Below are 12913 nucleotides of genomic sequence, written 5' to 3'. Positions count from 1 at the left end.
GTCATGTTTTAGCCACTGTCCGGGACGGACGTAAGGGGTTGTACCTGCGGATAATCTCTTCTGCCGTCTTGATTCCGTCCATGGCTGCCGAGGTAATTCCCCCTGCATAACCCGCTCCCTCACCGCAGGGAAAGATTCCCTTTACAGGGCTTTCCATTCCCTGGTCTCTGGGAATGCGGACCGGGGACGAGGTACGGCTCTCAATGCCAGCCAGGATGGCATCCGGCCGGTCAAAGCCGCGAATCATGGTTCCAAATCCTTCCATTCCTTCCATGAAAGCCCGGGACAATGGTTCCGGAAACAGCTCCCTGAGATTGGCAAAGGCATACCCGCCCCTGAAGGCGGGATTCACACCGCCAAATCCCTCTGAGACACGGCCTTCCTTAAAATCACCGTAGAGCTGTACCGGTATGTTTCCCTTTCCCAGGCAGAAAGCGGTCTCCTCCAGGCGCCTCTGGAACCGGATTCCTGCCATGGCATCCCCAGGCACTTCGCAGCCCTGGTCTGTTCCGGCTCCAGTCTCCATCCCGCAGAAATCTTCCGGCGTGACCGTGACAATAATGGCGCTGTTGGCATTTTCCCCTGCCCTGTCATGATAGCTCATGCCGTTGACCGCCAGGCGGCCCGGCTCAGAGGACGCATTGACCACGTAGCCTCCGGGGCACATGCAGAAGGAATAGACTCCTCTTTCGTCAGAAGCCTTCCATGTAAGCTTGTAGCTGGCCGGCCCCAATTCACCGCATTCCTTCATGCCGTACTGGCTCTCATTGATCAGCGTCTGGGGATGCTGTACCCTCAGTCCCACCGCGAATGCCTTTGGCTCCATGGGGATTCCTCTGGCCAGCAGGGTCTCAAAGGTATCCCTGGCGCTGTGTCCGATGGCCAGCACCACTGTCTCCGCCTCAAGAACCTGGCTGCCGTTGACAACAAGGGCTTTTATGCGCCTGGATTCCCCCGGCTCCCCCCCCGTCACAAAATCCGTTACCTGGCTTTGGAAAAGGACCTGGCCTCCCAGCTTTTCAATCTCTGTCCGTATGGATTTGACAATGCGGCTTAATACATCGGTTCCGATGTGGGGCTTATTCACATACAGGATAGACGGGTCCCCGCCGAACTCTGTCAGTATGCGCAGCACTTCCCTGTTTCTTCCAAAGGTATCCTTTACAAGGGTGTTAAGCTTTCCGTCAGAAAATGTTCCTGCCCCGCCTTCCCCGAACTGCACATTGGAGGACGGGTCAAGCTGCCCTGTTTCCCAGAACCGGGCCACCCGGTCCGTCCTCGCGTCCACGTCCTCCCCCCGTTCCAGAAGTATGGGCATGTACCCCTTTCTGGCCAGCATAAGGCCGCAGAACAGTCCGGCCGGGCCGGTGCCGATAATGACAGGCCGGCCCGCCATACACTCAGTACCCGGCTCAGGAAGCCGGTAAGGTGCTTCCTTATGGACCGCCACATTCCGGTCCTTCAGCCTGCGCACCAGCTTTTCCTCCTTCTGGAGTCCGGCCTGCCTGATTCCTATGTCCACCACGTAACTGTACCATATATCCGGCTTCTTTCTGGCGTCCACGGACTGCTTGACGATGGTAAGCTTCTCTATCTCCCCTGACGGAACACGCAGTACCCTGGCAGCTTTCTCCAAAAGGCCGGCCCTGTCGTGTCCCAGGGGCATTTTTAACTGATTAATACGAATCATTTTCTGTTCCTCTTTCCGTCTGGGGCAGGGGCATATGCCCCATGTGCCGCCGCCTTATTTGCGCCTGCCTCATGTTTCCCAACGGAATGTCCTCCCGCCGCATGTGTCCCCGCTATCATACCGCTGGACCAGGCAAACTGCAGGTTGTATCCGCCGCAGATTCCATCCACATCCAGCAATTCTCCCGCCAGATACAGATTAGCATGAAGCCTGGATTCCATGGTGGCGGCATCCACCTCACCGGTGTCCACCCCGCCGCAGCACACCTGGGCATTGGCAAAGGGATTCACTGACATGACAATGGCTTCATAGGACTTTATCTGTCCCAGAAGCAGTTTCAGCTGTTTTGGGGACAGATCCCCGGACTTCTGGGACGGTTTGATGCCTGCCAGCTTAATGAGAACCAGGGCCAGCTTCTTGTTCAGCAGACCTGTAAACAGTTCCTCCACCGTCTTATGGCCCAGAAGAGACGCGCGCTTTTTAAGCAGGCCAAAGGCCTCACCGTCATCCCAGGACGGCATAAAGTCCACCAGGGCTGTGACCCTCTTACCCTGGTCCAGGGCCCTGGCCGCAAACCGGCTGACCTGGAATACAGGGATGCCGGACAGGCCGTAATCTGTCAGCTGCAGCTCTCCCCTGTCCCGGGCCAGCAGTTCACCGGCCGCCATGAGCTTTACCCCGGCCTCCGTACGGATACCCGCCATCTGCCGGTACAGGTTTCCCTGGCACCGCAGCTGCACCAGGGCGGGAAGGGGTTTAATCACCCGGTGTCCCAGTCTCCCTGCCAGCTCATAGCCGCTTCCGTCTGAACCGGTGGACGGAGCTGCCTTGGAGCCGGCTGCCAGAATCACTGCGTCCGCGTCCAGTATGCCCTGGTCTGTATACACTTTATAACAGACGTGACCGCCGCCGGCCGCCGGCTCTATCTTCTCCACACGGCACGAAAGAAGCACCGCCACGCCCAGTCGCTCCACCTCGCTGCGGAGCACGTCTAACACAGCCGATGCCTGGTCCGAATTGGGATAAATATATCCGTTTCTGTCCTTTGGCTCTATTCCAAGACCTTTAAAAAAAGCCAGGGTCTCATCCACCCCAAAGCCCCGGATAACTTCCATGGGAAACTCCTTCCGGCCGCAGCGGTAACAGTCCGCCTCCATCCGCAGATTGGTCAGGTTGCACCTGCCGTTGCCCGTGGACAGGATTTTCTTTCCCACCCGGTCCATGTGCTCCACAATGGTCACATGGGCCCCGTTCCTGGCCCCGCCAATAGCCGCAGTCAGTCCCGAGGCCCCGCCTCCTATGATGACGATTCGTTTTCTCATGATTGTTCCAAAGCTCCTTATCCTGCTCTTAATGCTCTTAAGTTTACACCCCATTTTATATGTTTTTCTGCCACATTTCAACTGTTTCCTGTTATTTACGGCGCCGGACTGCCAAAAGCCCGCCCAAACAGCCGCCTCAAATCCTGGTATTCGCAGAAAGGACCGGATTCCCAGTGCGGAAATCCGGTCCCTTTTAACCCCTGCCTCACGTATTACTTTGCTTCCATGTATTACTTTGCTTCCATATATCACTTTACTTTCATGTATTAATCTGCTTCCACAGATGGATACCTCTATTCTTCATCCGTAAAAATGAAACAGACAATCCGACCGCCGCATAGCCGGATCTCATCAGCTTGTATACGATTCCAAATAATGGTATACATCCATCATAGACGGAAACCATATGCCCTCCATCAGCTTCTCCCTCTCCTTTTCCGGAAAATCCGTGACAGGAATATGGGTATAGAGGCAGATGGTGCTGCGGTCGCTGCAGAATACCAGGAGAAAGCCGGACTCCGACACAAGATAGTATTCTTCTGCCGGAGAAACGCTTTCCAGTATTGGCTTTACCTGTTCCTGGTTCATGGCGGCCCTGTCATCCACATCGTTGACTGTCTCCGTCTCAATGACCGTATTGGGAACTGCCTGTTCCTGCCTGACGCTATACCGGGTAATTCCATACGCAACAATGAGACACACAATGGATGTGACTGCAAACAGGGCAAAGCAGTATAATAACTTCTTCATGCACTAACCTCCTCGCCGGCCCAGGCCCCGCCATGCCGGTCAGCATGGCGCCGGACGCCGCTTTAAGGTTAGTATCTGCTTTCTTATTCTGTTTTAATCATGCATTCTCAAATTTTTCCTGATAAATACAACAAACACGCCCTTTTGTCGCTTATCCCAGAAGCCGGAACCGGTTCAAAAGACGGACCAGTCTCCTTCCTCCCGGCATTCCCTTAAGCTCTTCCTCCTCCACTGCCCTGAACCTTACAAGGAGCACGGCATAGACCAGGATGGCCACTGCCACCGAGGGGAACACCACAATGGCCATACCCATCCTGCCCCTCATCAGCTGGTCGGGAAGCAGGGCGTAAATGCCTCTGTATACCCCATAAGCGGCCGCTCCCATGAAGCCGGCGCATATTGTGGGCAGGATGAGCGTTCTCTTATATTCCTGCCTGTATCTGGCAAACCTGGCAATGGCATGTCCATTTAACAGACACATCACAAGGGCAAATATAATATTGGCAAACACCACACTGTAAATTCCCATCTTAAATACCATAAGGAACACTTCCAGCACCGCCACATGAATGACCAGGGCAATGACGGCATGGCGTATGGGCACATCCATGTGGTTCAGGCCCTGGAGGACAGCGTTTGTAACAGTTGACAGGGAGTAGAATACCACGGCCAGGGAACCAGCCATGGAGAGCCGTATCAGCATGGTATTGTCCTCACTGATAAACAGCAGGTTGCAGACCGGCTTAGCCAACACCGTAATTCCCACTGCTGCCGGAATGGCAATCAGCAGGGAAAAACGGATGGAGGTTGCAATCCGCTCCAGCTTCTCCTTTCTGTTCCTGTTTGCAACTGCCCTTGTGAGGGACGGTATCAGAGAGGATGAAAGGGCGTTGGAAACAGCCACCGGTATATTAAAGAGCAGCTGGTACTGTCCCAGCACGCCCCAGTAGGTGGCAATGGAATCCTCCATATACCCCAGCTTGTCCATGCCCTGGCCGAACAGGTAATTGTCCACCACATTGGAGCAGTTGTAGATGCCGCTGCTGATGACAATGGGCAGCACGGTAATGGTGAGCACATAAAATATCCGGCGGTAGCTCTCCGTCCTCCCCGACACATCCTCCCGGACCATCTGCCTTCTCTCCCGCCCTTTGGATGCGGTAAGGCATATAAAAAACAGAAAAGCCGTGAGCGCTCCTGCCCCGGTGCCGATGGTGCCGCCCGCAGCCCCCAGCGCATAGGAATAATCCTTTGCCCCCTGGGCAGCATTAATGGACGTACCCACGCCAAAGAGAATTCCGGCTGCGACCACGCTGACCACCGCGTTGACAATCTGTTCTAAAATCTGTGATACGGCCGTTGGCACCATGGTGCCCGTCCCCTGGAAATATCCTCTGAGCACGCCCAGATATGCCATGATCCAGATGGTGGGCGCCAGGGTCTTTAAGGCGTACCGGCTGAAAGGCGTCTTGATGAGTTGTGCGAACAAATCCGCCCCAAACCACAGAACCACCGCCGCTATGCCTCCCACTGCCGTAGCATAAATAAGAGCCGCTTTTAAGATGCGGCTGCAGTTTCTGTGCTCCCCCCTTGCCAGCCGGGCAGATATCATCTTCGACACTGCCACCGGCATGCTGTAGGAGGATAATATAAGGAGGATATTATACACGTTGAAGGCTGACGTATAATATCCGTTTCCCTGTTTTCCGATAATATCGTTAAGGGGCATCCTGTAAAGCATGCCGATAATGCGTACCACGATACCGGCCATGGCCAGGATGCTTCCCTGTATGACAAAATTAGCTGCTTTCTGTTTCCTGGTTTTTTTCCTGCTTGTCCTTGGATTCATGTTTATTACTGTGTATCCTCATTTCCGATAATTTCCGACTTGGCAAAGTCCCTGGTGGGAATGATGCAGACCCATGTCTTTCCCTGATTCAGCACAACTTCATCGTGGTTGGCATCGAAGTAACGGGTGGGACCGAATTCTCCGTCCTTTTCCCAGTTAATAGGAATCGCTTTGCCGTCAGTCATAAAATACCCGCATTCCGTAGTATGTACATTGATATCCAGATAATCCGTGGTGGCGTAATGACCGGTCTGGCAGTACTGGAAAATCACATTTTTCACCGCAACAGGCCCTTCATCCCCCTGATGGATGCCGCCGTACTGGTAACGGTGGTAAAGCCCGTCCGAAGGGTCGTACACAAAGTATGCCTGGTTCATGATATATCCGGTCTTTGCCGTGCCTGCGTCCATGACTCCCGGACGCTCTGTCAGGGATGCCTCCCTGCCGTCCCTGGCAAAAAGATAATGGCCCTTGTAGGACGGGGCGTAAGACTGGGTGTACCCCAGCTTCTCTATGGAGGCCGTAATCCTGTCCCCGCTGGTATATGCATTATGAGGCGATTTCTTGTCCTTTGTGCGGTAAAAGGCCAGATCGCCGATGGCGTCCAGACCGTTGATATGGTCCACATTTTTCAGGTAAGGCTTGGCAAAGGTGCTCTGTCCAAAGTGTACATAGACAGCGTCAAACTCCCTGGCAAAATAGGTGTAGTAGGTCCGGCAGCTGCGCACGGAACCAATGCGTTCCAGACCGTCGTAATCCTCTATCAGGGCCATGTACCGGTTCATGCCTCCCTCCACCGGCGCCTCATAGACCACCCCCGCCCTGTTAATGCCGTACTGGGGCCTGGCTTCCTTGTCATTGCTCATCATCACAGCCGCGGGCCGGCGGTTTCCCTTGGCGGTTTCCACCATCTGGCCGGTCAGATAGCTGCGAATCATACCGTTTTCCTCTGTCCGTTCCTCAGGAAGATAAAATGCCGGCAGGTTTCCGGTGTCCTCCTTTTTTGTCTCCGGGTCAGACCGGATGATGATATCGGGTTCAGCGGCCTCAGTGGTGGCAGGAGGCTCCTGAACCGTGGTTGCTTCCACGCTGGCTTCCCTGGCGCAGCCCGTCAAAAGGACTGCTGCCGTCAGTCCTGCCGTTAAACCGATTGCCATCCATCTGAACCCGTTTCTCATCTTGTATACCCCCTGGTTTCCAGTATCTCTTTCTGCTTTTCCTCCATCACCAGCCGCTCGCCGTCCTCCATATGGTCGTAACCAAACAGGTGGAGCATGCTGTGGGCTGTCAGGAAGGCCAGCTCCCTGGTCTGGGAATGGCCGTATTTCTCAGCCTGTTCCTCCACCTTATCCACGGAAATCACAATATCCCCCAGCATCAGCTCTCCGGTTTCAGGATTGAAGTAATCCTCCACAGCCTCCTCCACATGGTCAAAATCCGATGGCGACTCATAATCCACCATAGGAAAGGACAGCACGTCCGTGGGAGCGTCAATCTGACGGTGCTCCCGGTTGATTTCCTGTATGGCGTCATTGTCCGTAAGAATGACATTGACCTCTGCCTCATAGGGACAGCCCTCATAATCCAGGGCAGCCAGCACAGTGTCCTCGATGATTTCCCGGTAGGGCAAATCCAGTACCTTTTCTGCTTCGTATTCAATTGAAATGGTCATACTCACTTCTCCTTGGCGGATTAATTCCGCTCCCGTATCCTGCGCCGTCCTGCAGGCGGGGTATTCTTTTGTTCATATGTCTCATAGGCCTGTACAATTTTCTGCACCAGCGGATGACGCACCACGTCGGAACTGGTCAGGTAGCAGAACCCGATGTCGTCAATCCGTTTCAGCACCTTAAGGGCAGTGTCCAGACCGGAAACAGCGTCTCCCGGAAGGTCCTTCTGGGTCTGGTCTCCTGTTATGATGACCTTGGAACCAAAACCGATTCTGGTCAGGAACATCTTCATCTGGGCCGGGGTGGTGTTCTGGGCCTCATCCAGGATAATGTAGGCGTTGTCCAGGGTTCTTCCTCTCATATAGGCCAGGGGCGCCACCTCAATAAGCCCCTTCTCCGAATTGTGGAGATAGCTTTCCGCCCCCATAATCTGGTACAGGGCGTCATAAAGAGGACGCAGATACGGGTCAATCTTGCTCTGGAGATCGCCCGGCAGGAATCCCAGCTTTTCTCCGGCCTCAATGGCCGGCCTGGTAAGGATAATGCGCCCCACCTCGCCGTTCTTAAAGGCCTGGATGGCCATGGCCATGGCAAGGTATGTCTTTCCCGTGCCGGCCGGTCCGATGCCGAACACAATCATCTTCTTGCGGATAGCATCCACATAATGCTTCTGCCCCAGCGTCTTTGGCTTTACCGGCTTGCCGGATATGGTCCGGCATATGATATCCTTGTCAATCTCCAGAATCTGCCCGTCATTCTCCGTAAAAGACAGGGACAGGGCATAATCCACGTTTTGTTCCGTAATGGTATTGCCCCTCTTGGACAGTTCAATCAGGTTGTTGAACACGCTTTTTGCCTGGCCTATAGTTTTCTCTGGTCCGATAATTTTTATTTCGCCGTCCCTGGCAATCATGGTCACATGCAGGGTGCGCTCTATCTTCTTTAAGTAGGTGTCAAATTGTCCGCAGACATTCCGCTCATGCTCTGCGGGAATGTCAATCATTGTCTCAATTACACTCATTCAGCAGTTATTGTCTCCTCTGGTTTTTCTCCCGGCTCTCCGCCGGAATTCATATCAGGCTCCGCTGCCGGCTGTGTCTTAACAATGGATTCCTCTGTGACGAGTTCACCTGTCAGACGGCATTCAGAAACACTTGTTTCTATTCTATCATTATTTTCAAGAATTTGTACCCCCTTTTCCTCTAAATTTTTGACAAATTGGTAATTTATGGCTTTAGACAGCTCCTTTAACTCATCCTCCCTGTAATTTCTCTCATAAGCAGCCATTTCCCGGCCCTGTATGGCGCCTATATAGACAGGAAGATAGAAATTGGAAAACAGCCTCAGCTGTTTTTCCTCCATGGAATAATCCCACTCCCCCTGTCCCCTTACCGGGGTCAGGAAGGTAAAGGACCAGGCCCCGGCCTTCATGTACCACCCTCTCCGCCTGCGCCCCGTATGGACACGTTCCTGATGCAGCAGAGGAAATGTTTTCTCATATTGTTTGACGGTTCTGGCCACAATATCCGCATCCGCGTGAACCATGTAGGCATTGATCTCCTCCTCGTTGTCACCGATAATGGGTACCCGGCCGCTGACCAGTACCTGTCCCTCCTCCACCTGGTCCCCCACACAGACCTGGGCAACCCCCTGGCGCACCACCATGGAGGTGATGATTCCGGGCTGGGACGCCACAATGTCGCAGGGTGTCTCGTCCTTCTCAGGGATAGTGGACAGCACCTCGTTTTCCTTGATGTGGATGAGCAGCCTTGTGCCGGAAACACGGGCAGACACCCAGGTTATCTCGGGAAAGCTTGTGCGCATGGAGGCTTCCAGATCCTCGCAGTTAATCCTGGCCTTTAGCATGCCGTAATCAATGTCCTGGGTGTCCAGAAAACGGACCAGAGTATCGTAGGTATACCTGTAATTACCCTCAAACTGGATATCCCAGATAAACAGGGACATGACGTAAAGCACCAGGAAAAAGGCCATGATTCCGGCACCGTAATACCAGCGCTTCCTGTGCCTGTAAATAAAAAATGGGAGGCCGAAACGGCCGGTAATGTGCAGCCTTACCTGTGCCTTGCGCACCAGGGGCTTCACCCGGCGGTATCCTTCCACAGTCATAAAAAACTCATAATCCCCGTCCCGGTTGCATATCAGTCCCCATACCTCCAGACCCCTGGCATTGCAGAGATTCAGGAAACGTTCCGGTGAATAGCCGTGAAGACGGAGTCTTACATATCCTTCCCAATTATGTAACAGCCATTCAATCAAACAGGCCCCTCCTTTGATTTATGTTTCAAATTCCAAAGAACCGACCTGGCCGGTTATCTTCATCTCCTCCGCCGTATAATAATCAATCTTTAAGCGGGCTCCGTGAATCACCACCTTGCAGTTCCTGGCCTGGAGCTTAATCAGGGTATCCGTGTAAATCAGGATGCTCCTGTAATTTTCCACATTCACCTGGCTCCTGCCCACAAAGCTTATAAGCACATCCCCCAGAATCACGTCCCGGGGCAGCCCCAGTGCGGATACGGCTGTTTTCTTTGGTTCCCATGACATACGCCCACGCTCCTGATACACTGGTTCCTTTTATTATATGCATCAGCCTGCCAAAAATGCAGTTCCCTTTTTTTCAAAAACATACACATTCCTTCTTCCATATGAATAGACTATAGTGAATCAATCTTTTGCGAGGTCTCTATGAACAATCAGTCCTATCATACAGACAGAATGAATGAGTATCCGGACACCCTCCTGACCACGGCAGAGCTGGGGGAGGCCGATGTTCCCGTTACTCCTCTTCCCAATCCGGGCGAGGGCGGTCCTGTGGACAGCGGCGGCAATCAGAATAACGGCGCCAATGTCCCGGTCATACCTCTTCCCAATCCAGGTGAAGGCGGCCCTGTGGACAGCGGCAACCGTCCCGGCTTTCCGCCTATCTTCCGGCCTATTTTCCCCGGCAACAGCGGTTCTGTCACCGTGATTCCCGGCGTCACCTTCCCATGCTACAACTGCACCGCCACCAGCTTCGGCAGGGTGCGCATCCTCAATGCTTCCACCGGGTACCAGCCCTTTTACGTGTACCTGGGCAACTGGATGGTGGCAAGCGGCCTGGGGAATGGGGACATAACAGGCTACGTCCAGTCTGCCTCCGGCACCCAGACCGTCACCGTGTCAGGAGCCAACGGCTATGTGTACATCCAGAAGACCGTGCAGGTACGCGCCTCCGCCTCCATGACCATTGCCATCATCAATACGGCAAGCGGCCTGGACATCATGGAAATATCCGACATCTCCTGCAACGCGCCTTCCGGCACCAGCTGTCTGCGGACCTGCAACCTTTCGCTGAACCTGGGGCCCTTCGACGTATCCATCGGCAACCAGAACTCCTCCTATACTGCGTTCAGCAATGTACGCTACAGGGAAGTGACCCCTTACACCAGCTTCTATCCGGGGTGGTACCAGCTCTACATCTCCAGGACCGGCTCCTATCCCAACACCTCAGTGGCAACCACCTCCGCCAACATGAGCGCCAATACATCCTACACTCTGTATATCTTCAATGCCCCAAACGCAACGGATGGGCTGAAGACGCTGGTGGTGTCCAACTAAACGGAAATAATATAAAAAAACCATATTCCTGTTATTATCAGAAAGCCTCAGGAAAAAAACAAATATCCAGCCGGATTTTCTCCCAGAAAAAATCCGGCTGGATTACTTAGTATTGTCTCATGTCCTGATTCCATATTCCCGCAGCTTGCGCCAAAGCGTGGAACGGCTGATGCCAAGAGCTTTGGCTGTGTTGCCCTTATGGTAATGGCAGGATGCAAGGGTCTTAGTAATAATACGCTGTTCGTCCTCCTCATCAGAGAGGACTGAACCTGTCCCGAGCGGGATTCCTCCCTGTAAGGATACAGCGGCCACAAGGTCTGCATCCACCGCAAAACCGTTGCAGAGCACTGCAAGGCGTTCGCAAAAATTAAAAAGCTGCCGCACATTACCGGGCCAGTCCATCTGCTCTAAGTATGCTTTTGCTTCATCTGTTATCCGTATATCAGGAAACGCGCGTTTCATATAGGAATCCGCAAGCAGAGAAATATCCTCCCTGCGCTGGTTCAGAGAGGGAATATTGATCCGCAGCACATCCAGGCGGTACAATAAATCCTCCCGAAACTGACGCTCAGCCGCCAGCTGCTCCAGATTCTGGTTGGTAGCCGCCAGGATGCGGATATCCACGGGAATGACAGAATCTCCCCCGACCCGCATAATCTCCCTCTCCTGAAGAACCCGCAGTAGTTTCGCCTGCAGCGGCAGTGAAATCTCTCCGATTTCGTCCAAAAAAAGGGTTCCTTTGTGGGCCAGCTCAAAAAGTCCCGCCTTTCCGTCCCTGTGCGCTCCTGTAAAAGCCCCCGGTACATAACCGAACAGCTCGCTTTCCAGAAGCTGTTCCGGAATAGCAGCACAATTAACAGCCACAAAGGGCATCCGCCTGCGCTGGCTGTCATTATGGATGCTTTGAGCGAACATCTCTTTTCCTGTTCCGCTTTGTCCAATCAGAAGAATATTGGAGGACGTCCGGCTGTATCTTCTTGCCGTCTCCACAGTCGATATCATAACCGGCGACTCTCCCGTGATATCGTCAAACCTGTAGCGGGCAATATGGCCCCTTTTACAGATCCGTTTTCGGATGTCATGCTCCATGCTCTGGATTTCTTTCACTGCCTGCACATTGACCACATACCCGCAGATGGATGATTGGATTTTCAGAACGTTTTTACTTACATTCAGCATATTGCTGCCATATTGGACAAGGCGGTTCACATATTCTTCATCGCCTGCCAGTACATCCTTAAGCTCCCCTCCAAGGGACAGGGCGTCAACGGGCAGGTGCTCCCCGTCTATTCCAAGGACAGACTGCGCTTTCCTGTTCATGGCTGTAAGCTTAAAATCAGGGTCAATCAGCAGAATGCCATCGTGTGATATGTCCAGCAAAGCCTGCAGGCGAAGGGCTTTCTCCTGTTCCTTCCGGAAAATGGACCAGGTGCGTTTGACGTCGGACAGCGCGTTCCAAAACGCTTCCTGGCTGGTTTGGATCATCATAAAGGATACATGATTCTCCGCAGCATAACGGCAGGTATTTACTCCTCCCAATATCACCTTGCACCCCTCTGACACAGCACGTTTCACCAGCATTTCATTATTCCAGTCAGGTGTCAAAACAAAGGTCCTGATAGGAGCCTCGCTTAAATCCGAAAGCTCTGTAATGCCGTCAAGCATGTTGCCGGCTGCTATGATTCCGATTTTTTGTTTTCCGTAATGCTCAACGCAATTGCGTATGGTCCTCAGAATATCCGCAGCCGGAACCGTAATTTCCACTACCGGGATATTTTTTGACAAACTGGCCAGGATTTCAGCGAGAAGTCCTCTGGTGAGTACTATGTCGGCCTCAATCTTAATCTGGTTCACATTTTCACTGGTGACAATAACCTCCTCCATCTCATAGTTTTCCTGATCAACCGCTCTGTAAAATTCATTATGTTGTCTGAAAATCTGGTAAGCGTTCTCAATAAAACCCTTGTAAGGAACAGCCAGTGCTATTTTTATCATATGTATCACTTTCCTTCTT

General features: G+C 53.0%; 11 protein-coding genes. 1 reads left to right on the top strand and 10 read right to left on the bottom strand.

Features of this window, described 5'->3' with window-relative positions; translation table 11 throughout:
* Position 1: 1 nt before the first annotated feature.
* From CGC65_RS13815 to CGC65_RS13775, 9 genes are all read right to left on the bottom strand, one after another.
* On the bottom strand, positions 2 to 1690 hold the full coding sequence (locus tag CGC65_RS13815; RefSeq protein ID WP_002567471.1) for an NAD(P)/FAD-dependent oxidoreductase: 1689 nt from the start codon (positions 1688 to 1690) through the stop codon (positions 2 to 4).
* Positions 1687 to 3066: an NAD(P)/FAD-dependent oxidoreductase gene (locus CGC65_RS13810; protein ID WP_326929564.1), complete on the bottom strand. Its 1380-nt coding sequence runs from the start codon at positions 3064 to 3066 to the stop codon at positions 1687 to 1689. Before CGC65_RS13810 ends, CGC65_RS13815 begins: the two co-directional genes overlap by 4 nt.
* A 297-nt stretch (positions 3067 to 3363) precedes the next feature.
* Positions 3364 to 3762, bottom strand: coding sequence for a hypothetical protein (locus tag CGC65_RS13805; protein WP_002567468.1), 399 nt, complete (start codon positions 3760 to 3762; stop codon positions 3364 to 3366).
* Positions 3763 to 3913: 151 nt separating this feature from the next.
* Complete coding sequence (locus CGC65_RS13800) at positions 3914 to 5611, bottom strand: putative polysaccharide biosynthesis protein (protein WP_002567467.1); 1698 nt, start codon at positions 5609 to 5611, stop codon at positions 3914 to 3916.
* Positions 5612 to 5616: 5 nt separating this feature from the next.
* On the bottom strand, positions 5617 to 6789 hold the full coding sequence (locus tag CGC65_RS13795; RefSeq protein WP_002567466.1) for a DUF3048 domain-containing protein: 1173 nt from the start codon (positions 6787 to 6789) through the stop codon (positions 5617 to 5619).
* The gene (gene ybeY, locus CGC65_RS13790) at positions 6786 to 7283 is read right to left on the bottom strand and encodes an rRNA maturation RNase YbeY (protein ID WP_002567465.1); all 498 of its coding nucleotides are present in this window, start codon (positions 7281 to 7283) and stop codon (positions 6786 to 6788) included. The genes CGC65_RS13795 and ybeY overlap by 4 nt, the downstream gene beginning before the upstream one ends.
* 20 nt (positions 7284 to 7303) lie before the next feature.
* Entirely contained in the window at positions 7304 to 8302 is a 999-nt protein-coding gene (locus CGC65_RS13785) for a PhoH family protein (protein WP_002567464.1), read from the bottom strand.
* Entirely contained in the window at positions 8299 to 9558 is a 1260-nt protein-coding gene (locus tag CGC65_RS13780; protein ID WP_002567463.1) for a sporulation protein YqfD, read from the bottom strand. Before CGC65_RS13780 ends, CGC65_RS13785 begins: the two co-directional genes overlap by 4 nt.
* A gap of 18 nt (positions 9559 to 9576) precedes the next feature.
* Positions 9577 to 9846, bottom strand: a complete 270-nt coding sequence (locus tag CGC65_RS13775) for a YabP/YqfC family sporulation protein (protein WP_002567462.1) — start codon at positions 9844 to 9846, stop codon at positions 9577 to 9579.
* Between the two features lie 141 nt (positions 9847 to 9987).
* On the opposite strand from CGC65_RS13775, the gene CGC65_RS13770 reads away from it, so the two are divergent.
* Positions 9988 to 10899: a DUF4397 domain-containing protein gene (locus tag CGC65_RS13770; protein ID WP_002567461.1), complete on the top strand. Its 912-nt coding sequence runs from the start codon at positions 9988 to 9990 to the stop codon at positions 10897 to 10899.
* A gap of 117 nt (positions 10900 to 11016) precedes the next feature.
* Here the strand turns inward: CGC65_RS13770 and CGC65_RS13765 are convergent, their stop codons facing one another.
* Entirely contained in the window at positions 11017 to 12894 is a 1878-nt protein-coding gene (locus tag CGC65_RS13765) for a sigma-54-dependent Fis family transcriptional regulator (RefSeq protein ID WP_002567460.1), read from the bottom strand.
* Between the last annotated feature and the right edge of the window lie 19 nt (positions 12895 to 12913).

This window comes from Enterocloster bolteae, from assembly GCF_002234575.2.
GTDB lineage: Bacteria > Bacillota > Clostridia > Lachnospirales > Lachnospiraceae > Enterocloster > Enterocloster bolteae.
Note: the sequence above shows the minus strand (reverse complement) of the source record. Positions and strands in the feature narration are given on the sequence as shown.

Excerpts from the sequence above, each read along its gene's own strand:
- CGC65_RS13815 (WP_002567471.1), bottom strand. The coding sequence starts at position 1,690 with ATGATTCGTATTAATCAGTTAAAAATGCCCCTGGGACACGACAGGGCC.
- CGC65_RS13810 (WP_326929564.1), bottom strand. The coding sequence starts at position 3,066 with ATGGGGTGTAAACTTAAGAGCATTAAGAGCAGGATAAGGAGCTTTGGA.
- CGC65_RS13805 (WP_002567468.1), bottom strand. The coding sequence starts at position 3,762 with ATGAAGAAGTTATTATACTGCTTTGCCCTGTTTGCAGTCACATCCATT.
- CGC65_RS13800 (WP_002567467.1), bottom strand. The coding sequence starts at position 5,611 with ATGAATCCAAGGACAAGCAGGAAAAAAACCAGGAAACAGAAAGCAGCT.
- CGC65_RS13795 (WP_002567466.1), bottom strand. The coding sequence starts at position 6,789 with ATGAGAAACGGGTTCAGATGGATGGCAATCGGTTTAACGGCAGGACTG.
- ybeY (WP_002567465.1), bottom strand. The coding sequence starts at position 7,283 with ATGACCATTTCAATTGAATACGAAGCAGAAAAGGTACTGGATTTGCCC.
- CGC65_RS13785 (WP_002567464.1), bottom strand. The coding sequence starts at position 8,302 with ATGAGTGTAATTGAGACAATGATTGACATTCCCGCAGAGCATGAGCGG.
- CGC65_RS13775 (WP_002567462.1), bottom strand. The coding sequence starts at position 9,846 with ATGTCATGGGAACCAAAGAAAACAGCCGTATCCGCACTGGGGCTGCCC.
- CGC65_RS13770 (WP_002567461.1), top strand. The coding sequence starts at position 9,988 with ATGAACAATCAGTCCTATCATACAGACAGAATGAATGAGTATCCGGAC.
- CGC65_RS13765 (WP_002567460.1), bottom strand. The coding sequence starts at position 12,894 with ATGATAAAAATAGCACTGGCTGTTCCTTACAAGGGTTTTATTGAGAAC.